General features: G+C 66.0%; 14 protein-coding genes, 3 pseudogenes and 1 riboswitch. Of the genes and pseudogenes, 11 read left to right on the top strand and 6 right to left on the bottom strand.

The window, feature by feature from the left end:
* Positions 1-29 precede the first annotated feature (29 nt).
* On the top strand, positions 30-3,476 hold the full coding sequence (locus tag ACZK2V_RS22770; RefSeq protein WP_486322858.1) for a hybrid sensor histidine kinase/response regulator: 3,447 nt from the start codon (positions 30-32) through the stop codon (positions 3,474-3,476).
* Between the two features lie 46 nt (positions 3,477-3,522).
* Here the strand turns inward: ACZK2V_RS22770 and ACZK2V_RS22765 are convergent, their stop codons facing one another.
* The 4 genes and pseudogenes from ACZK2V_RS22765 to acs all read right to left on the bottom strand — a co-directional run bounded on the left by ACZK2V_RS22765 (position 3,523) and on the right by acs (position 7,750).
* Positions 3,523-4,098, bottom strand: a complete 576-nt coding sequence (locus ACZK2V_RS22765; protein WP_032128462.1) for a manganese efflux pump MntP — start codon at positions 4,096-4,098, stop codon at positions 3,523-3,525.
* Between the two features lie 88 nt (positions 4,099-4,186).
* Positions 4,187-4,276, bottom strand: a riboswitch (yybP-ykoY riboswitch).
* A gap of 246 nt (positions 4,277-4,522) precedes the next feature.
* Entirely contained in the window at positions 4,523-4,894 is a 372-nt protein-coding gene (locus ACZK2V_RS22760; RefSeq protein ID WP_132811051.1) for a hypothetical protein, read from the bottom strand.
* A gap of 168 nt (positions 4,895-5,062) precedes the next feature.
* A pseudogene (locus tag ACZK2V_RS22755) lies at positions 5,063-5,727 on the bottom strand (response regulator transcription factor).
* A gap of 79 nt (positions 5,728-5,806) precedes the next feature.
* Positions 5,807-7,750, bottom strand: a complete 1,944-nt coding sequence (gene acs, locus ACZK2V_RS22750; protein ID WP_032128463.1) for an acetate--CoA ligase — start codon at positions 7,748-7,750, stop codon at positions 5,807-5,809.
* A 245-nt stretch (positions 7,751-7,995) separates the two neighbouring features.
* Here acs and ACZK2V_RS22745 point away from each other — a divergent pair, with 245 nt between their 5' ends.
* Together ACZK2V_RS22745 and ACZK2V_RS22740 are read left to right on the top strand one after the other, a co-directional pair.
* The gene (locus ACZK2V_RS22745) at positions 7,996-9,423 is read left to right on the top strand and encodes a DcaP family trimeric outer membrane transporter (RefSeq protein ID WP_458075119.1); all 1,428 of its coding nucleotides are present in this window, start codon (positions 7,996-7,998) and stop codon (positions 9,421-9,423) included.
* A 193-nt stretch (positions 9,424-9,616) separates the two neighbouring features.
* Positions 9,617-11,278: an MFS transporter gene (locus ACZK2V_RS22740; RefSeq protein ID WP_486322857.1), complete on the top strand. Its 1,662-nt coding sequence runs from the start codon at positions 9,617-9,619 to the stop codon at positions 11,276-11,278.
* A gap of 140 nt (positions 11,279-11,418) precedes the next feature.
* On the opposite strand, the gene ACZK2V_RS22735 is transcribed toward ACZK2V_RS22740, so the two are convergent.
* Complete coding sequence (locus ACZK2V_RS22735; RefSeq protein ID WP_486322856.1) at positions 11,419-12,084, bottom strand: hypothetical protein; 666 nt, start codon at positions 12,082-12,084, stop codon at positions 11,419-11,421.
* A gap of 282 nt (positions 12,085-12,366) precedes the next feature.
* Here ACZK2V_RS22735 and ACZK2V_RS22730 point away from each other — a divergent pair, with 282 nt between their 5' ends.
* The 4 genes and pseudogenes from ACZK2V_RS22730 (at position 12,367) to xth (ending at position 16,006) form a co-directional block, all read left to right on the top strand.
* A complete protein-coding gene (locus tag ACZK2V_RS22730; protein ID WP_486322855.1) occupies positions 12,367-12,984 on the top strand; it encodes a hypothetical protein in 618 nt (205 codons plus the stop codon).
* A 64-nt stretch (positions 12,985-13,048) separates the two neighbouring features.
* Complete coding sequence (locus tag ACZK2V_RS22725; RefSeq protein ID WP_486322854.1) at positions 13,049-13,588, top strand: DUF3304 domain-containing protein; 540 nt, start codon at positions 13,049-13,051, stop codon at positions 13,586-13,588.
* 127 nt (positions 13,589-13,715) lie between these two features.
* Positions 13,716-15,121: pseudogene (locus tag ACZK2V_RS22720) on the top strand (coniferyl aldehyde dehydrogenase).
* 119 nt (positions 15,122-15,240) lie between these two features.
* Positions 15,241-16,006: pseudogene (xth, locus tag ACZK2V_RS22715) on the top strand (exodeoxyribonuclease III).
* Between the two features lie 72 nt (positions 16,007-16,078).
* On the opposite strand, the gene ACZK2V_RS22710 reads toward xth, so the two are convergent.
* Positions 16,079-16,330 carry a GlsB/YeaQ/YmgE family stress response membrane protein gene (locus ACZK2V_RS22710; protein ID WP_005411656.1) on the bottom strand — a complete coding sequence of 84 codons (252 nt, stop codon included), beginning with the start codon at positions 16,328-16,330 and terminating at the stop codon, positions 16,079-16,081.
* A gap of 84 nt (positions 16,331-16,414) precedes the next feature.
* Here ACZK2V_RS22710 and ACZK2V_RS22705 point away from each other — a divergent pair, with 84 nt between their 5' ends.
* The 4 genes from ACZK2V_RS22705 (at position 16,415) to ACZK2V_RS22690 (ending at position 19,525) form a co-directional block, all read left to right on the top strand.
* Entirely contained in the window at positions 16,415-17,014 is a 600-nt protein-coding gene (locus tag ACZK2V_RS22705; protein WP_197656012.1) for a 4'-phosphopantetheinyl transferase family protein, read from the top strand.
* A gap of 39 nt (positions 17,015-17,053) precedes the next feature.
* Positions 17,054-17,692 carry a 16S rRNA (guanine(527)-N(7))-methyltransferase RsmG gene (gene rsmG / locus ACZK2V_RS22700; protein WP_012481632.1) on the top strand — a complete coding sequence of 213 codons (639 nt, stop codon included), beginning with the start codon at positions 17,054-17,056 and terminating at the stop codon, positions 17,690-17,692.
* Positions 17,693-17,804: 112 nt separating this feature from the next.
* On the top strand, positions 17,805-18,602 hold the full coding sequence (locus tag ACZK2V_RS22695; RefSeq protein WP_005411653.1) for a ParA family protein: 798 nt from the start codon (positions 17,805-17,807) through the stop codon (positions 18,600-18,602).
* Positions 18,602-19,525, top strand: coding sequence for a ParB/RepB/Spo0J family partition protein (locus ACZK2V_RS22690; protein ID WP_486322853.1), 924 nt, complete (start codon positions 18,602-18,604; stop codon positions 19,523-19,525). The genes ACZK2V_RS22695 and ACZK2V_RS22690 overlap by 1 nt, the downstream gene beginning before the upstream one ends.
* Positions 19,526-19,646: the final 121 nt, after the last annotated feature.

The following is a 19,646-nucleotide window of genomic DNA, read 5'->3' as shown; positions in this document are numbered from 1 at the left end:
CTGCGGGTTCTTCCGACGGAAACGCGCGCGTGGTCTCCAGCTGGATCCTGCTGCTGGTCTCGGTTGCCTATGCCGCGCTGCTGTTCGGCGTGGCGTGGTGGGGTGACCGTCGGCCGATGTACCCCGACCGGCCGTGGCTGCGGCCGGTGGTCTACAGCCTGGCACTGGCCGTGTACTGCTCGTCGTGGACGTTCTACGGCGCGGTCGGCACCGCCGTGCGCAACGGCGTGGGCTACCTGCCGATCTACATCGGCCCGCTGCTGCTGCTGTTGTTCGGCTGGCGCATCATCGAGCGCCTGGCGCTGATCGCGCGCAGCCAGAACGTGGTGTCCATCGCCGACTTCATCTCTTCGCGCTTCGGCCGCTCGCGGCGGCTGGCGGCGCTGGTGGCGATCATCGCGCTGATCGGCATCATTCCGTACCTGGCCCTGCAGTACAAAGCGGTGGCGATGAGCCTGCAGGTGCTGACCGGCAACACCGGCCCGACCGGCTTCTTCACCGATCCCGCGCTGTACGTGGCGCTGCTGATGGCGTTGTTCGCCACCCTGTTCGGTACCCGCCAGGTCGATGCCACCGAACACCATCACGGCATGATGCTGGCGATCGCCTTCGAATCGGTGATCAAGCTGTTGGCGATGCTGGCCGTGGGCGTGTTCGCCTACCTGTGGCTGAGCAACCGCACCGACGCGGTGGTCGAGTCGGTGCATACGCTGTTCACCGGCCTGCCGCCGGTGGGTTTCATCTCGCAGACCCTGCTCAGTTTCCTCGCCATCATCTGCCTGCCGCGCCAGTTCCACGTGGCGGTGGTCGAGTGCGGTGACGTGCGCGATGTGCGCCGCGCGCGCTGGATGTTCGGCGGCTACCTGGTGCTGATCTCGGGCATGGTGCTGCCGATCGCCACCGCCGGCGTGACCCTGTTCGGTACCGGCGGCAGCGTCGCCGACGACTCGATGGTGCTGGCCCTGCCGCTGGCCGAAGGCCGCAATGCGCTGGCGCTGATCGCCTATGTGGGCGGCTTCTCGGCGGCCACCGGCATGGTGATCGTGTCGTCCATCGCGCTGGCCACCATGGTCAGCAACGATCTGGTGATGCCGGTGCTGCTGCGCCGCAGCGGTGACCACCAGGAGGCCGCCGACGTCGCCTCGCGCGTGCTGTGGATCCGCCGCCTGGCGATCCTGCTGCTGGCGCTGATGGCCTACAGCTATTACCGCACCAGCAGCAACGACAGCACGCTGGCCTCGTATGGCCTGATGGCGTTCGCCGCGGTGGCGCAGTTCGCGCCGGGCCTGATCGGCGGCCTGTACTGGCGCGGTGCCAGCCGGCGCGGCGTCGAGGTGGGCATGCTGCTCGGCTTCGCCACCTGGCTGTACACCCTGCTGCTGCCGGCGATGACGATGGCCGGCTGGGTCGATGCTGGCTGGGTGCAGCACGGCCCGTTCGGAATCGAGTGGCTGCGCCCGCAGCAGCTGTTCGGCATGACCGGCTGGGATCCGCTGACCCACGGCACCTTCTGGTCACTTCTGGTCAACGCGGCGACGATGATGCTGGTGTCCGCGCGCTGGCGGCCCGGTGTCGACGAGCGGCTGCGCGCCGCGCCGTTCCTCGACCCGTATGCCGAGCGCCCGTCGGTGGCCGGTGGCTGGCCCGGTCATGTGCACGTGGGCGACCTGCTGGCACTGGCCTCGCGCGTAGTGGGTGAACGCCATGCGCGACGTTCGTTCTTCGAACAGGCGCAGTCACTGGGCCGTGAGCTGCAATCCTCGGCACCTGCCGACCGTCCGTGGGTGCAGTTCACCGAGCGCCTGCTGGCCGCCTCGATCGGTGCGGCATCGGCGCGCCTGCTGCTGACCAGCCTGCTGCGTGGCTCGGGCATGGACCTGGGCGAAGTGGTGGCGGTGCTGGACGAAGCGGGGCAGGAGCTGCGCTTCAACCGCGAGATCCTGTCGACCACGCTGGAGAACATCAGCGCCGGGGTCAGCGTGGTCGACCCGGACATGCGACTGACCGCTTGGAACCGGCGTTACCAGGACATGTTCGGCTACCCCGACGGCATGCTCTACGTGGGCCGCCCGGTGGCCGACCTGATCCGCTACAACGCCGAGCGCGGCGAGCTGGGCGAGGGCGATATCGAAGTGCAGATCAACCGCCGCATCGGCTACATGCGTGCCGGTTCACCGCACGTGTTCGAGCGCACCCGCAGCGATGGCAAGGTGATCGAGATGCGCGGCCAGGCGCTGCCCGGCGGCGGTTACGTGACCAGCTACAACGACATCACCGACTACAAGCACGCGGAAAAAGCGCTGCTGGAAGCCAATGAGACGCTGGAACAGCGCGTGGCCGAGCGCTCGCATGAAGCCGAGGTCGCGCAGCAGTCGAAGACCCGCTTCCTTGCAGCGATCAGCCATGACGTGCTGCAGCCACTGAACGCCGCACGCCTGTTCGCTTCTGCGCTGCGCGACAGCGATCACGTGAGCGATGAGCAGAAGCACCTGGCCGAGCGTGTGGATGCGTCGTTGCGTGCGGCCGAAGAGCTGCTCGATGGCCTGCTGGACGTATCGCGGCTGGATGCCGGTGGCCTACACCCGGTGATCGGCGAGTTCGACGTGAGTGCGTTGATGCGTGAGCTGGCCGCGCAGTACACCCCGGTCGCCGCCGGCCGTGGTCTGCGCCTGGACCTGTTCGCACGCCCGGCATGGGTGCGCAGTGACCGCCGCCTGCTGCGCCGCGTGCTGCAGAACTTCCTGGCCAACGCGCTGCGCTACACCCGCCAGGGCCGCATCGTGCTGGCCGTGCGCCAGCGCGGCGACGAAGTGGAGCTGCAGGTGTGGGATACCGGGCCCGGCATTCCCGAGCACCACATGCGGCAGATCTTCGACGAGTTCCACCGCTACCAGCAGCCGTTCGACTGGGGTGAGCAGGGCCTGGGCCTGGGGCTGTCGATCTGCCAGCGCATCTCGCGCCTGCTCGACCATCGGTTGAACGCACGCAGCCGGGTCGGCAAGGGATCGATGTTCTCGATCATCCTGCCGCGGGTGGCGCCGCTGCCGGGCTACACCGAGCTCGCCACATCCGCACAGACCGTCGCCGCGCCAGTACGCAGCGATTCGCTGGCGGGCCTGCGTGTGCTGTGCGTGGACAACGACGAGGAGATCCTCGACGGCATGCGCGCACTGCTCGGCCGTTGGCAGGTGCAGGTGATCACTGCGGCCACCGTCGACCAGGCGCTGGAGAAGATCGCCGAGCGCCCGCAGGTGATGCTGGTGGATTACCACCTGCACGACCGCATGGACGGCCTGGATGCGCTGGTAGCGCTGCGCGAGGCGGCCGGTTACCCGCTGCCGGGCGCACTGCTGACCGCCGATGGCCGCGACGAGCTGAAGCGGATGGCGCGCGAACGCGGCTACCGCGTGCTGACCAAGCCGATCAAGCCGGCCTCGCTGCGCGCCTTCCTCGGCGCGCTGCGCGACGCTCAGTAGTGCCGGCCGCTGGCCGGCAACCACGCAATCGCTCGCTCTCGGCGTTTTACCCCAGGCCGTGCAGGTGTTCGTACAGGATCGTCGCGCCGATGATCACCAGGATCACGCCGCCGATGATCTCGGCACGCTTGCCGACCATGCTGCCCAGCACGCGGCCGAGCATGATGCCGACGGTGACCATGGTCAGCGTGCACAGGCCGATGACCGCTGCCATCACGCCGATATGCACGTCCATGAAAGCCAGGCCGATGCCCACCGCCATCGCGTCGATGCTGGTGGCGAAACCGGTCAGCGCCAGCTTCCAGAAGCCGTGGTGCTGCGAGGGGTCTTCGTCTTCGTCGGCACTGTCCGGGCGCAGGCCGTTGTAGATCATGTGGATGCCCAGCGCGCCGAGCAGGCCGAACGCGATCCAGTGGTCGAAGGCTTCGACATACTGCAGGGCGGCGCGGCCGAGCAGCCAGCCGATGATGGGCGTGATCGCCTCGATGACGCCGAAGATGATGCCGGCACGCAGTGCGTCGCGGAACACCGGCTTGCGCATGGCCGCGCCCTTGCCGATTGCAGCGGCGAAGGCATCGGTGGACATGGCAAAGCCGATCAGGAGGATCGAAATGGGGGACATGGGCGGCGGCTGAGGTCGGGCTAGGACGGACGCACGGCCTGCGCTCGCGCCCAACCTGACGTTGCGCGCGCGGGCCGCTGGTCTCGCCAACCATCATGGTTGTCCACGCCACGGCGCACTGGCCGAGTATGTTGACGTGGACGATTCCTGCGTAGGAATCCGGCTACTCCCCAAGGGGACGCGCAGCTTAGCATCGCGATTCACGCGCGGCGCATTTCCAGCGAAACGCGCAGGCAGGGCTGGTTTGTATAGCGATGGCTATATCGAGAGCGCAGCCGTGCCTGGTAGTGCCGGCCGCTGGCCGGCAGGTGCACCATCAAAAGCGTGCCAAGCAAGCTTGGCACCTACCGGAGCAGTGCCTGATGGTGCTGGGCCATGCCTGGAGGCCTGGGACCATCCGGACAGCCTTCGCGAACGAAAGCGATCAACGTGCGGATACTTTCGATTCTGTTGAGGGCAGGGTGAGAGGTTGCTCATCGGCTGGGCGGGTCATTGAACTGATCTGGAACTGACACCAGTCACGCATGATCTGCAGATTCGAGACCCGCTGCGGATCGTCCTCCCCGCTGGGCCCCACTGCACGAATGCGCAATGCAGCGATGCTTCTCTCGAGATCGTCGACATGGGTGAACAACTGCTCATTGGCTGCATATTCAAGATCGGCGAAGAGCCGCTGGTACCTTGAATAGCCGAGATCGGGCATGAACCTGCCACTCACGCGCCAGGATTCATATCGGAAGCGCTGGACTACACCAATCTTCAAGCCGTCGGTATCGATCAGTGTCCAGGTGTCCATCGTTCCGGGCGGGAAGTTGGAACGTCCAGCTTGAGACCGAATCCATCATCCCGCCAGAGCTGATTGCGTCATCGGCGGGGCTGGGCAAAAGTGCCAAGCAAGCTTGGCACCTACCGAAGCGATTTCAGGCGGCTTCAGGCCAATGCCGGCCAGCGGCCGGCACTACCTTCAGTCTTCTTCCGGCGGCAGCACGATGGCGTCGTCGTCGATCGCCAGCTTGCCGGCCATCAGCACGGCCTGGGTGCGGTTGGTCACGCCCAGCTTGCGCAGGATGGCGGTGACGTGGGCCTTGATCGTCGCTTCGGAGACGTTGAGGTCGTAGGCGATCTGCTTGTTCAAGCGGCCGGCGCCGAGCATCTGCAAAACGCGGAACTGCTGCGGGGTCAGCTCGCGCAGGCGCTGGCCGACTTCGCGTTCCTCGCTGCCGGTGGGCGGCACGTTGTGCGCTTCCGGCGGTGCCCAGGTCTCACCATCGAGGATGGTGCCCAGTGCGTGGCCGATGGTGTCCGAATCCGCAGACTTCGGAATGAAGCCCAGCGCGCCGTGGTCGAGCGCGCGGCGCATCACCGTCGCCTCTTCGCGCGGGACACCACGACCACCGGCAGGTGCGGATGCAGCGAGCGCATGTGCACCAGCGCGTTGAAACCCTGCGCACCGGGCATGTTGAGGTCCATCAGGACCAGGTCGGCGTCGTTGTGCTGGTCGGCCAGCGCATACAGCGCTTCCACGCTGTCGGCTTCGAACAGCTGCACGCCGGGGATGACCCGCTGTACCGCCCCACGCAGGGCTTCGCGGAACAGCGGGTGGTCATCGGCAATCAGGAGGGTGGTCATGGTCGGGGGGAACCGTGGGGGAAAGCAGATGGGGTCAGAGCCCTTTCCTTGCGGAAAGGGATCCGACCCCGGTCGTACATCAGCGCACCTTGCGCTCGTCCACCAGCGACGCCACCACCGACGGATCGGCCAGCGTCGAGGTGTCGCCAAGCTGGTCCGGTGCGTTCTCGGCGATCTTGCGCAGGATGCGGCGCATGATCTTGCCCGAGCGGGTCTTCGGCAGGCCTGGCGCCCACTGCAGGTGGTCCGGCGTGGCGATCGGGCCGATCTCCTTGCGCACCCAGGCAACCAGTTCCTTCTGCAACTCGTCGCTCGGTGCCTCTTCGGCCACCAGGGTGACGTAGGCGTAGATGCCCTGGCCCTTCACGTCGTGCGGGAAGCCGACCACGGCCGCTTCGGCCACCTTCGGGTGCGAGACCAGCGCGCTTTCCACTTCGGCGGTGCCGATGCGGTGGCCGGACACGTTGATCACATCGTCCACGCGGCCGGTGATCCAGTAGTAGCCGTCTTCGTCGCGGCGGCAACCGTCACCGGTGAAATAGCTGCCCGGGTAGGTGCGGAAATACGTATCGATGAAGCGCTGATGGTCGCCGTACACCGTGCGCATCTGGCCCGGCCAGGAATCGCGGATGATCAGGTTGCCCTCGGTCGGGCCGTCCTGGATCTCGCCATCGGCGTTGACCAGCGCCGGCTGCACGCCGAAGAAGGGCAGGGTGGCCGAGCCCGGCTTGAGGTCCATCGCGCCGGCCAGCGGCGAGATCAGGATGCCGCCGGTCTCGGTCTGCCACCAGGTATCGACGATCGGGCAACGGCTGTCGCCGACCACTTCGTAGTACCAGCGCCAGGCTTCCGGGTTGATCGGTTCGCCGACACTGCCGAGCAGGCGCAGCGATGCGCGCGAGGTCTTCTTCACCGGCTCCTCGCCTTCGCGCATCAGTGCACGGATGGCGGTCGGGGCGGTGTAGAAGATGCTCACCTTGTGCTTGTCGATGACGTTCCAGAAACGCGAGGTGTCCGGGTAGTTCGGCACGCCTTCGAACATCAGCGAGGTCGCGCCGTTGGCCAGCGGCCCGTACACGATGTAGCTGTGGCCGGTGACCCAGCCGACGTCGGCGGTGCACCAGTAGATGTCGTCCTCGCGCAGGTCGAACACCGCTTCATGGGTGTAGGCCGCGTACAGCAGGTAGCCGCCGGTGGTGTGCAGCACGCCCTTCGGCTTGCCGGTGGAACCGGAGGTGTAGAGGATGAACAACGGATCTTCCGCGTTCATGCGTTCCGGCTCGCAGGTGGCCGGCTGGCTGTCCACCACATCGTGGAACCAGCGGTCGCGCGGGGCCTGCATGTCCACCGCGCCGCCGGTGTGGCGCACTACCAGCACGGTTTCAACCGTGTTCGTGCCGGGCAGCTTCAGCGCTGCATCGACGTTGGCCTTCAGCGGAATCTTTCGACCACCGCGCAGACCCTCGTCTGCGGTGATGATCAGCTTGCTCTGGCAGTCGCTGACGCGGTCGGCGATCGAGTTCGGTGCGAAGCCACCGAACACCACCGAGTGGATCGCACCGATGCGTGCGCAGGCCAGCATGGCCACGGCGGCGTCGACGATCATCGGCAGGTAGATGGTGACCCGATCGCCCTTCTTGACCCCGAGGTTGCGCAGCGCGTTGCCGAGGCGGCAGGTGCGCTCGTATAGCTCGCGATAGGTCACGTGCTGCGCCGGTGCGTCCGGGCCGTCCGGCTCGAACAGCAGGGCGGTCTTGTCGCCACGCTTCTCCAGCTGGCGGTCCAGGCAGTTCACGCTGGCATTGAGCTCGCCATCTTCGAACCACTTGATGTGGAAATCGGACAGGTCGTAGCTGACGTTCTTGATCTTCGTCGGCTTGCGCATCCACTCCAGGCGCTCGGCGGCCTTGCCCCAGAAACCATCCGGGTCGGTCACCGAAGCCTGGTACTGCTGTTCGTACGACGTCTTGTCGATGCGTGCCTTGGCGGCGAACTGCGGATCGACGGGGTAGATATCAGCCATGGCACCCTCACTTGCACGTTGACTTTGTATGTGCGGTCGCAGCATCGCAGCGACCGATCCCCTTCAGTTTGCCCCATCCACCCCCGGCCGCGTCACCACTCTGGTTAGACCATGGTCGAAAGTGAGCGCCCAGCAGGGCCGGGTTCGACCAATGGCGAATAGCCGCTATACATAATCGCCCCGCAGTCTCGGCTCGACCGTGCCCCACGCGCGGCATCACCTTGCCACTTGGGAGAGAGGGCAACATGAGCCACCGTACGTTGAAAGCCGTGCGCAAACCTTTGGCGGCCTGCCTGTTGGTCGCCCTGGTCGCACCGGGCATGGCGTTCGCTGAGACCGCCAAAGAGAAAGCGCTGGAAGCACGCGTTGCCGAACTGGAACGCCAGGTCCAGCTGCTGCTGTCTTCGCAGCAACAACAACAGACCCAGATCAGCCAGACCCAGCAGGCGGTGACCGAAGTCCGCACGGTGCAGGCCGAGCAGAAGCCGGTCGCCTCGGTGCCGGCGGGCAAGCAGCCGATCCAGGTCACCACCATCACCCCGGGCGCCGCGCCGGGCACCACGGTCAAGATCGGCGGCTTCATCAAGGCCGATTTCCTGGCCACCCAGACCAGCGATGGCCAGCTGGCCGACGACGCCACCGGCCGCTCGCTGTATCTGCCGGGCCAGACCCCGGTGGAAGGCGCCGGCGGCAGCGGCAAGCGTTCGGGCACCGACTTCAATGCCCACGCCAAGTTCTCGCGCTTCAACCTGGGCATCGACAACGTGAGCGAGTCGGGCAACAAGGCCGGTGCGTTCTTCGAGATGGACTTCTTCGGCAACTCGCTGGGCAACCAGACCGCCACCAATACCTATGGTGTGACCCTGCGCCACGCCTACATGTACTGGAACAACTGGATGGCCGGCCAGACCTGGTCCAACTTCATGGACGCGGCCGCGCTGCCGGAAGCGGTCGACTTCGTCGGCCCCACCGACGGCGTGATCTTCGTGCGCCAGGCCCAGGTGCGCTACACCCAGGGTGGCTTCAGCGTCGCGCTGGAAAACCCGGAAACCACCACCCTCACCGGTACCCGCAACCCGGTCACCGGCGCCTGGACCAACACCAGCGCCAACTCCGACCGTGGCAGCCTGCCTGACCTGACCCTGCGCTATGGCTGGAAGGGTGACTGGGGCACCTTCGGTGTCGGCGGCATCGTCCGTCAGCTGAAGGTCGACAACCAGGCCACCGGCGCCAAGGCCGACAAGGTGGCTGGCGGCCTGACACTGGGCGGCAAGTGGGTGATGGGTGACAGCGATTCGCTGCACTACCAGCTGACCGGCGGCGAAGGCATCGCCCGCTACATCGGCCTGGGCATCACCGCCGACAGCGCCTACGACGTGGCCCGCGACGAGCTCAACCCCACCGGCGTGCTGGCCGGTTACGTGGGCTGGCGGCATGCGTTCTCGCCGAAGCTGCGCACCAACCTGATCTATGCGCGCAGCGACTACGACAACGACAGCATCCTCGGCCCGCTGGTGACCAAGAGCGTGCAGAGCATCCGCGGCAACATCTTCTATTCGCCGCTGCCCAAGGTCGATATCGGCGCCGAGCTGATGTACGGCCGCCGCGAAGTGGAGAACGGCAACAAGGGTGACATCACCCGATTGCAGTTCACCACGAAGTACAGCTTCTAAGAGCGTGCCGGCCAGCGGCCGGCACCTACCGAGATGGGGTGCCGGCCAAGGTCGGCACCTACCGAGATGGGGTGCCGGCCAAGGTCGGCATCTACCGAGATGGGGTGCCGGCCAAGGTCGGCATCCACCGAATTGAGTGCCGACTAACGTTCGGCACCCACCAACAACGATTGCTTCGGAGGGGAAGCGTCCCATGTCCAGTACACCCAGCACCGCCCATAAAGCGGGCACCCTGACCAAGGGCCACAAGAAGGTCATCTTCGCATCGAGCCTCGGCACGGTGTTCGAGTGGTATGACTTCTTCCTGTACGGCTCGCTCGCGGCCATCATCGCCAAGCAGTTCTTCAGTGGCGTCAATGAAACCACGGGCATGATCTTCGCCCTGCTGGCGTTCGCCGCCGGCTTCTTCGTACGCCCGTTCGGCGCGGCCTTCTTCGGCAGCCTCGGCGACCGCATCGGCCGCAAGTACACCTTCCTGGTCACCATCCTGATCATGGGCATCTCGACCTTCCTGGTCGGCGTGCTGCCCAACTACGCTTCGATCGGTTTCGCCGCGCCGGTGATCCTGATCATCCTGCGGCTGGCCCAGGGCCTGGCGATGGGCGGCGAGTACGGCGGTGCCGCCACCTACGTGGCCGAGCACGCGCCGGACGACAAGCGTGGCCTGTACACCAGCTTCATCCAGTGCACCGCCACGCTCGGCCTGTTCCTGTCGCTGCTGATCATCCTGGCCTGCCGCATGACACTGGGCAACGAGGCCTTCGAAGCCTGGGGCTGGCGCATTCCGTTCCTGGTGTCGATCCTGCTGCTGGGCATTTCGGTATGGATCCGCCTGCAGCTGAGCGAATCGCCGCTGTTCCAGCAGATGAAGGCTGAAGGCAAGGGCTCCAAGACCCCGTTCCGCGACAGCCTGAAGGGCGGCAACCTGAAGCTGATGTTGCTGGTCCTGCTCGGTGCGGCGGCTGGCCAGGCCGTGGTCTGGTACGGCGGACAGTTCTACGCGCTGTTCTTCCTCAGCAGCATGCTGAAGGTCGATGCCACCACCTCCTACCTGCTGATCGCCGCAGCGCTGGCACTGGGCACGCCGTTCTTCATCTTCTTCGGCTGGCTGTCCGACCGCATCGGCCGCAAGAAGATCATCCTGGCCGGCTGCCTGCTGGCGGCCATCACCTACATCCCGATCTTCAAGGGCCTGACCCACTTCGCCAACCCGGCCATCGAAGAAGCCCGCAGCAGTTCGCCGGCGCTGGTCGTCGCCGATCCGGCCACCTGCTCGTTCCAGTTCGATCCGGTGGGCCTGCGCAAGTTCACCAGCTCCTGCGACGTGGCCACCGCCGCGCTGACCAAGGCCGGCGTGCCGTACGACGTGCAGCCCGCCGCCGCCGGCTCGCTGGCGATGGTGAACGTGGGCAGCGCCAGCGTCCCCTCGTATGAGGCCGCAGGCCTGACCAAGGAAGAAGGCAAGGCCAAGGCCGATGCGTTCGGAGCGGAGCTGAAGACCGCGCTGACCACCGCCGGCTACCCGGCCAAGGCCGATGGTGCGCGCATCAACATCGCCGGCACCATCTTCATGCTGTGGCTGCTGGTGCTGTACGTGACCATGGTCTACGGCCCGATCGCCGCCTACCTGGTCGAACTGTTCCCGACCCGTATCCGCTACACCTCGATGTCGCTGCCGTACCACATCGGCAACGGCTGGTTCGGTGGCTTCCTGCCGGCGATCTCGTTCGCGCTGGTGGCCGGTACCGGCAACCTCTACTACGGCCTGTGGTACCCCATCATCATCGCGCTGATGTCGGTGGTGATCGGCGGCCTGTTCCTGCGCGAAACCAAGGACGTGGATATCACCAAGTAGCCGGCGCGCCGACCAACGGTCGGCACCCACCGGGTTTCAGGGGCCGCGGTGCAGACCGCGGTCTTTCTGTTTGTGGGGTGGCGACTGGGGTCGGATCCCTTTCGCGCGCGAATGGGCTCCGACCCCAACCGCAGGACGTGCTACTCCGAGCATCCATCGCTCAGCTCAAGCTGTCGCCTTGAAAACGCTTCGATGCAGAACCGACGCTGCGCGCTCTCATCGACTGCCTGGCGGATCTGCCTGCGCAACTGGTCGGCTCCCGGGCAACGCGCAGCGCGAGCGACAACGAGGTTGCACACAGGAACGAACGGGAAGTGGACGTCATGGCGTGGAATGTTCAACTTCTCGTCCCAGGCTTCGAACGGAAAGAGCACATGCAACAAGCCATCTGCCGCTTCATCCTCGCTTGGTCGCGTGAGGGCGACATCCGGTGCATCCCTGAGCAACGTCGCATAGGCGTCCAGGAGGCGACGGCCGTGCCGATCATGCTCCGCCGGTGTGCTCGCCTGCCGCAATGCTGTGTAATACGGGAAGAGGCTGTCTACATCGGGTCCGCTGCAGATCACGCCGGACGACCGTGAGCTGTCATTGACGGGGGTGTGTACACGGCAGGTCGTACGCTCAAGCCTCTCTGCAAGCGCCTCGAGCACCCTGCCAATACTGGCACCGGGTGTGGCATCGCCCTCGAGCTCGCCGACCACGGCGGCCAGGCTGTCGCCCACCAATGGGATGTGTTCGTGCTCGGTGTTCAAATCGATTGCCGCGACATCAATGGACTGCTCGCTGGCATCGGAAACTCCGGGCATGAGAAGACATCCGGTCAGAAATGCAAATACGCGTCGCATCTACGCATGTTTTTGGAGGTGGGACACCACCTTCAGCACGCTAACGTCGTGAAGCAATGAAACAAGTACGAATCTACATATCAGCCCAGTACTCAATCGTACCGGTGCGAGGTGACGTATCCAGCCACACGGAACACTGGGGCTTCTAGCAAGAACTGCCAACTTATGACGCAAATGGCCCGAATTCCCTTTGTTCGCCAGTGCGTCCCATAGCATGGGCGATTCATCGAATCGGATCGGGGCATGCGCAGCGTACTTCTGGCAGCGATCATCACTGTCTCAGCGTCATCGCCCGACGCAGAAACGCATGTAGCTGCCGACGGTGCGGCACCGCAGGGAAGCCTGCGAGTCGAGGAAAGATCGCCCGTGATCAAACAACTATGCAAGACAGAGAAGGTCTGGCTGTCCTGGAACAACGCCGTACCAAGCGCAACATTGGTGACCTGCGACTGCAGTTGCACATCGCATGACAACTCAGGATGGCTTGTCGAGGCGCAACCGGAAGTCGGCACCTATCGGGTGCATCGAGTCTCTCTCGGCAAGGTTTTCAGTCCCACGGAGTTCCGTCGGGCTGGTGCGCGGATTCAGGACATCGTCTCGTCGCATCCGTGGTGTTCAGGCGCCAAACCGAGCATGCCAACGAATGCCGTGTTTGCGACGTTGGTGAAGCAGCCCACGGAATCGGGCGATGAGCCTTACTGCTTTATGCCCCACTTCTTCGTAGGTGATCCAAAAGCCCCCCTGAGAAGAACTCCAGTGTCGGGTGAACTGTTCTCCGATGCGCCCGCAGCAGAGTCAGCAGTGATCGTGCGGGAGATCGAGATCCTGCATGACTGGAGGCGGGAATCTGCGAGTGAGTAGCGCTGCGTAGCGCATTGATTCCCTCGGACAAAGTATGAGGGCTATACATGCTGGAGTTTCAGTGATGTTTGTTTTGAAGCGCGTGGCGCTGGCATTAACTGTTGGCCCACCTCTGCTCTTATCTGCTTACGCTGTGGATGCCAGTGCGATCTATGGCGTCAACCACACTCACTGGGCGATCAACCGATTCAGTGTCGATGGCCGTTCGGCGATTGACGTTATTGGTCCATATCAAGGTGGCGGAGGAGGATGCTGTTACATGACTCCAGATCAGTGGCGGCCAGGGATGATGGTACGGGTCGATTGGGAAACCGGGACAGGGAGTACAGCGGGATTCCCTGGGTTTGCAGATGAGGCGAAGTACGACGCTTGGCTGCAACAAATCGAGGCACAAAAGCGCAGGCACAGCAAAGTCGTCCCCGTCCCGGATTACACCAACCAGAAAGTCTGCGGCATCACCGTGCATTTCCTGCTCTGCGATGAGATTCAGGTCACCACCTCCTGTTACGCCTACGGCAGCCCTGAGTATCCGATCAAGATTCCGCTTGAGTTGCCAGAACCGCCGTCATGCCCGGCAGAGCGTACCGAGCAGCAGAAGGCGTAGTGAGGGACGGGATTGCATGCGAGGGTGAGCGCATGCACGTTGGTGGCGAGGTTCCCGAATGAGACCCCGTGCGAAGGCGTGAAGGTTGGCATGCGAGTCGAGCACGGCTCGACTCTACAATCGGCCCATGACCACCACCACGCCGACCGACCTGCCCGCCATCCTGCACACCCTGCGCAGTGCCTGGCGGTCGCAGCGCCCTTCGCTCGACCAGCGCGAAGCCGACCTGCGCCGCCTGCGCGAGGCGTTGAAGCCGCGTCTGGACGAAATGGCCCAGGCCATCGCCGAGGACTTCGGCCATCGCGCCCACGTCGAATCGAAGCTGGCCGATGGCATGAGCGTGCTGTCGGCCATCGACCACCTGCGCCGCCACCTGCGCCGCTGGTCGAAGCCGCAGCGGGTGGGCGCCGGTTGGCGATTGTGGCCGGCGCGCGCAGCTGCGGCCGACGCCGTTGGGCGTGGTCGGGGTGATCTCGCCTTGGAACTACCCGGTCACGCTGGCATTGGTGCCGCTGGCCACCGCCATTGCCGCCGGCAATCACGTGTTGCTCAAGCCCTCCGAACACACGCCGTGCACCAGCGCGTTCCTGGCCGATCTCCTGGCCAGCGTGTTCCCGCCCGATCGGGTGGCGGTGGTGCAGGGTGGGGCGGATGTGGCGGCGGCGGTGTCCTCGCTGCCGCTGGACCATCTGCTGTTCACCGGCTCGACGGCGGTTGGCCGCAAGGTGATGGCTGCCGCCGCCGAGCATCTGGTGCCGGTCACGCTGGAGCTGGGCGGCAAGTCGCCGGCCATCGTCTGCCACGATTTCCCACTGGACAAAGCCGCAACGCGGCTGGCCACCGGCAAGTGGTTCAACGCGGGCCAGACCTGCATCGCGCCGGATTACGTGCTGATCGACACCGCGCGCCAGCGTGAGTTCGTGCAGGCCCTGCAGCAGCAGGTACGCGAGCGCTACGGCGACTTCAGCGATGCCGACGATTACACGCGCATCATCAACGAAGGCCAGTACCGGCGCCTGCAGGGCTATCTGGCGCAGGCGCGCGAACGTGGCGTGCCGGTGATTCCGTTGGCGCAGGTGGATGAGGCGCGCCGACCGCGAGCGCCTGCTGGTGCCGACCGTGGTGCTGGACCCGCCGGACGACTTGGACTTGATGCGCGAGGAGATCTTCGGGCCGATCCTGCCGGTGCGGGCTTACCCGGATCTGGATGCTGCGCTGGCCGACGTACTGTCCCGCGACCGGCCGCTGGCGCTGTATCCCTTCAGCCATGACCGGGCCACGGTGGAGCGCATCCTCGGCCAGGTGGTGGCCGGCGGGGTGACGGTGAATGACACGCTGCTGCACTTCGCCGCCGATGGCCTGCCGTTTGGCGGGGTAGGGGCCAGCGGCATGGGCGCGTACCACGGCCGGGCCGGGTTCGATGCGATGAGCAAGCGGCTGCCGGTGCTGTGGCAGTCGCGCTGGGCGGCCAGCGACCGGCTGCGGCCGCCGTATTCGAAGATTGCGGGGTTGTTGAAGTTCCTCTTGCGGTGATCGGGTTCCGGTAGTTGCCAACCTTGGTTGGCACACGGTGATTGCTGGCGCCAACCAAGGTTGGCGTCTACGGGGGTATATGGGCGCCCATCAAGGCCCACCCGGGTAGAATGGCCCCCATGAAGATCGCCTCGTGGAACGTCAATTCGCTCAATGTCCGCCTGCCGCACCTGGAGCAGTGGCTCAAGGACTTCGGCCCGGACATCGTCGGTATCCAGGAAACCAAGCTGGAGGACCACAAGTTCCCCGATTCGGCGCTGATCGCCGCGGGCTACCGCAGCGTGTTCGCCGGCCAGAAGACCTACAACGGCGTGGCGCTGCTGTCGCGTGAGCCGGCGCAGGACGTGCAGATCGGTATTCCCGGCTTCGAGGACGAGCAGAAGCGCGTCATCGCCGGTACCTTCGGCGACCTGCGGGTGATCAACCTGTACGTGGTCAACGGCCAGGACATCGGCACCGACAAGTACGACTACAAGCTGCGCTGGCTGGAAGCGGTCCATGCCTGGATCGCCGAAGAACTGCAGCGGCACCCGAAGCTGATCGTGATGGGCGACTTCAACATCGCCCCGGACGCGCGATGTGCACGACCCGGAGGTGTGGAACGAGAACCACATCCTGACCTCCACCGCCGAGCGCGGCGCGCTCAACAAGCTGCTGCAGCTGGGCCTGCACGATGGCTTCCGCCTGCACAACGACGAGGCGGGCACCTTCAGCTGGTGGGATTACCGTGCCGCGGGCTTCCGCCGCAACCTGGGCCTGCGCATCGACCTGACCCTGGTCTCCGACGCGCTGAAGGGCAGTGCGGTGGCCTCGGGCATCGACCGCGAGCCGCGTACCTGGGAACGCCCGAGCGACCATGCGCCGGCGTGGGTGCAGTTGGGTTGAACGAACGGGGCCCGACGATTGCCGGGCCCGTTCTGAAACGTCTGCCGGCCAGCGGTCGGCACTACCCTCAGATCACCGTATGCTCTTGCGGGTGAACAGGTTGACGATTGCCAGCAGGATCACCGCACCGATCAGCGAGAACAGGAAGGTGCGGATGGTGATCGCTTCGTTGATGCCGCCGCCGAACAGCCAGCCGGAAATCAGCGCGCCGACGATGCCGACCACGATGTTGAGGATGATGCCCTGCTGGGCATCGCGCTTCATGATGATGCTGGCCAGCCAGCCTACGATGCCGCCGACGATCAGCCAGATGATGATGCCCATGATCGAACCTCCGGTGGGGAACTGTGACCAGTTGACGCGCACGGCCGTGAACCCGTCGTGGAATTGCGTGACGGGCGCGTGCGGATGAGCCTGCCAGCCACCCTCGACGGCCCGTGGCGCTTCGGCCCGGTCACGGTCTGGCGGCGCCCGCACGTGCCGGGCCACCGCGGTGAACCGCAGGCGCGGCAGGTGCTGGCGCAGGCGCTGGGCGCCGACCCGGACACGCTGCCGCTGGTCCGCGATGACAAGGGCCGGCCGGAGCTGAGCGGCGCGCTGGCCCACTACGGCACCGGCTGGAGCCACAGCGGCGAGGTGCTGCTGGTGGCGCTGGGCGAGGGCGTGCGGCTGGGCGTCGACCTGGAACTGCTGCGCCCGCGGCCGCGTCTTCTGGAAATCGTGCAGCGCTTCTTCCACCCCGAGGAAGTGGCCTGGCTGGAAAGCCTGGACGAGGCCGGGCGCGAGCACTGGTTCTTCCGCGTGTGGTGCGTCAAGGAGGCCATCCTGAAGGCGCACGGGCAGGGCATCTCGTTCGGCCTGCACCGCCTGCAGCTGGCACCGGGGGCCGATGGCGCCCTGCACCTGCGCTGGTGCGCCCCGGAACTGGGCGAGGCCGCGCGCTGGCACCTGCACGAATGGCAGGCCACCGGCCAGTTCCGCGCCGCATTGGCCTGGTATCCACACTGAAGCGGGGAATCAGCGCGCAAAACCGGCGATAATGGCGGCATGAGCGAACACCCACTTCCCGCCAGCGTGGCTGCCACGCTGGAACAGGGCCTGGCCAGCATGGGCCTGGACGCCGCGCTGGCGCCGCCGCTGCTGCGCTACCTGGCCCTGCTGCACCGCTGGAACGGCACCTACAACCTCACCGCCATCCGCGACCCGCAGGAGATGGTTACCCGCCACCTGCTCGATTCGCTGGCGATGCAGCCGTTCGTGGCTGATGGCAGCCTGGCCGACCTCGGTACCGGCCCCGGGTTGCCCGGCATCCCGCTGGCGATCGCCTGCCCGGGCCTGCAGGTCACCCTGGTGGAGAGCAACGGCAAGAAGGCGCGCTTCATGCGCGAGGCCGTGCGCCAGCTCGGCCTGGGCAACGCCCGCGTGGCCGAATCGCGGGCCGAAGCGCTGGACGAGGCCGGTCGTTACGACCAGCTGACCGCGCGCGCAATGGATACCCTGGCCGGCATCGTCCGTGTCGGTGGCCATCTGCTGCGCCCCGGTGGCGTGCTGCTGGCCATGAAGGGCGTCTACCCGCATGAGGAGATCGCGGAACTGCCGGCTGGCTGGCAGGTGCGTGAGGTGACCCCGCTGAGCGTGCCCGGCCTGGCCGGCGAACGTCACCTGGTCACTGTTACAGGCCCCTGATTCCCGCCGCCAGCCCCTTGTGGAACAAGAGGTTGGCGATTCACGATTTCCGCAAGGGGCCGGTTGTACGCATAATGACCGGTCCCAGCACACGTCGACGAGGCACACCCGCATGGCCCGCATCATCGCCATCGCCAACCAGAAGGGTGGCGTCGGCAAGACCACGACCGCCGTCAACCTGGCCGCTTCCCTGGCCAACGCACCCAAGCGCGTGCTGTTGGTCGACCTGGATTCGCAGGGCAACGCGACCATGGGCAGTGGCGTGGACAAGCGCGAGCTGGCCGCCTCCACCTGTGACCTGCTGCTGGGCGAGAACAGCGCCGCCGATGTGCGCGTGCAGACTGCCGAGGGCTACGACCTGCTGCCCGGCAACATCGACCTGACCGCCGCCGAGATCCAGCTGATGGGCCAGAGCGAGCGCGAGCAGCGCCTGAAGCGCGCATTGGCGCCGATCCGCGACGAGTACGACTACATCCTGATCGATTGCCCGCCGGCGTTGTCGCTGCTGACGCTCAACGCGCTGGCCGCCGCCGATTCGGTGATCGTGCCGATGCAGTGCGAGTACTACGCATTGGAAGGCCTGAGCGCGCTGGTGGAAACCATCGAAGCGCTGCGCACCAGCCTGAACCCGGCGCTGGAGATCGAAGGCGTGCTGCGCACCATGTTCGACGTGCGCAACAACCTGGCCAACGCAGTGTCGGCCGAGCTCACCGAGCACTTCGGCGACCGCGTGTTCCGCACCATCGTGCCGCGCAACGTGCGCCTGGCCGAGGCGCCCAGCCATGGCCAGAGCATCGTCGGCTACGACCGCGCCTCGCGCGGTGGCGTGGCCTACCTGGGCCTGGCCGGCGAGATCATCCGCCGCAACAACGAACGCAACAAGGCCGCCAAGGCCGTGGAGACCGTCTGATGACCAGCAGCAAGCCGGCAGCCAAGAAGCGAGGCCTCGGCCGTGGCCTGGACGCGCTGCTGGGCCCGAAAGGCGCGGTCAGCCAGGTGCAGGCCACCACCGCGGTGATCGAACCGCTGCCGGGTGAAGTGCTGCGCAAGTTGCCGGTCGGCCAGCTGCAGCCGGGCAAGTACCAGCCGCGCCGCGAGATGGACGAGGGCAAGCTCTCCGAGCTGGCCGACTCGATCAAGTCGCAGGGCGTGATCCAGCCGATCCTGGTGCGCCAGCTGCCGGCAGGCAACTACGAGATCGTCGCCGGTGAACGCCGCTGGCGCGCATCGCAGCTGGCCGGCCTGGACGAAGTGCCGGTGGTGGTGCGCGAGCTGGAAGACCGCACCGTCATCGCGATGGCGCTGATCGAGAACATCCAGCGCGAAGACCTCAACCCGCTGGAAGAAGCCGAAGCGCTGCAGCGCCTGATCAGCGAATTCACCCTGACCCATGCCGAGGCTGCCGAGGCCGTCGGCCGCTCGCGTGCGGCGGTGTCCAACCTGCTGCGCCTGCTGGAGCTGCCGGTGGCAATCCGGCTGCTGCTGGAAACCCGCCGCCTGGAAATGGGCCATGCCCGCGCGCTGCTGACCCTGGCCCCCGAGCTGGCCGGCAAGCTGGCGCAGGAAGCGGCCGATGAAGGCTGGTCGGTGCGCGAGGTCGAGCGCCGTGCGCAGGCCTTCGCCGCCGGCAAGGTGCCCAGCAATCGCCCGGTGGCCGCGCCGAAGGTGCAGCAGGCCGACATCGCCTCGCTGGAAACCGAACTGTCCGAAGCGCTGGGTGCCAAGGTGGCGATCAGCCACGGCCGGGGCGGCAAGGGCAAGCTGATCATTCACTACGCCGACCTGGATACCTTGGACGGCGTGCTGGAAAAACTGCGCACGCGCCAGGGCTGAGCCCGACGCAGCGCCAGGGGGGCGGCCTGTTCCTGCCGCGTCCTGTAGATGACAGGGAACGCACCGCCGCGCGCCGGGGGATGCACTGCTCTCCGGTCCGTGGCCTCATCCAGGGAGCAGG

Source organism: Stenotrophomonas sp. 93052_Sma, assembly GCF_056481145.1.
This window is presented reverse-complemented; position numbering and strand designations above follow the sequence as displayed.